At 68.3% G+C, this 1234-nt stretch carries 1 protein-coding gene; it reads right to left on the reverse strand.

Features of this window, described 5'->3' with window-relative positions; all coding sequences use genetic code 11:
* Positions 1-7: 7 nt before the first annotated feature.
* Positions 8-1234: IS30 family transposase (locus ACGFT1_RS35710; RefSeq protein WP_373913148.1), on the reverse strand; the 1227-nt coding region annotated here is incomplete at its 5' end.

Genomic DNA, 1234 nt, shown 5'->3' on the forward strand with positions numbered 1-1234 from the left:
GGCGAGCTCAAGCGGTCAGCGCATCACTGCTGTTCAGGAGGTCAGCGTAGACCTCTGCCGGAGTGCGGTAGCCGTGGGTCTTGCGCGGACGGTGGTTGAGTTCGTGAGCGATGGCGTCCAGGTCGGCCTGGCTGAACGTGCGGAGGTCGGCGCCCTTGGGGAGGTACTGCCGAAGCAGCCGGTTGGTGTTCTCGTTGGTGCCGCGCTGCCATGGGCTGCGCGGCTTGCAGAGGTAGATCGGCATCCTGGTCTCGGTGGTGATGGCCTGGTGCTCGGCGATCTCCCGGCCGCGGTCCCAGGTGAGCGTTCGCCGCAGGTGGGGCGGGATGCCGAGAAGGCTCCTAGTGAGGTGCGGGGTGACTTGCTCGGCCTTGATGCCGTCCGGAAGCGCGACGATGGTCGTGTAGCGGCTGGTGCGTTCGACGAGCGTGGCGACTGCCGAGGGCCGGGTGCCCATCACGAGGTCGCCCTCCCAATGACCTGGGACCTTCCGGTCCTCGACCTCGGCGGGGCGCGCGGTGATGGGCACCATGCCGCGGATGATGCCCCGCCCGGTAGGCCGGCGGGCGATCTTCGGGCGGCGCATGGGCCGGGCTGATCGCAGGCGCTGAGTGAGGCTGCGGTCGATTGCCTGGCGGCGACGGGGGTCGTAGAGCGAGAGGTAGATCCCTTCGTGCGAGATCTGCATGGCGATGTCACCAGGGAACTGGCGGCGCAGCCACCCTGCAATCTGATCAGGAGACCAGCACAGAGCCAGCTTCGCCTCCACCAAGGCGCGCAGAGCCGGTCGTTGGGCGAGCTTGGCCTGCTTGGGTCGGCGCCCGCGTGCGTAGGCTGCCGCATCGGCGGACGCGGCACGGTAGCGGTCCCGTCCGCCGTTGCGGGCGATTTCACGGGAGACGGTCGAAGGTGATCGGCCCAGCCGCCTGGCCAGCTGCCGGGCAGATTCCCCGGCGGCGATGCCGCGGGATATCTCTTCGCGCTCGCTGCCGCTCAGATGTCGCTCTGATCGCTGCTGCGGGGTGAGGCGGACGCCGCCACTCTGGTGCAGGAACCGACGGGCGCTCTGCATCGGTGCCCCGAGCGCCCGCCCGATCAAGCTGAACGACTGCCCCTCTCGCCAGCGTCTCCAGACCTCATCCTGTTGAGCTGGCGAAAACCCGTAGTCACGCACCTGTGCCTCCACGATCACATGATCATCCGTGGGTGGTGCGTTGATCACTTGAGGGTGCCA

Source organism: Streptomyces sp. Y20, from assembly GCF_043195475.1.
Lineage (GTDB): Bacteria > Actinomycetota > Actinomycetes > Streptomycetales > Streptomycetaceae > Streptomyces.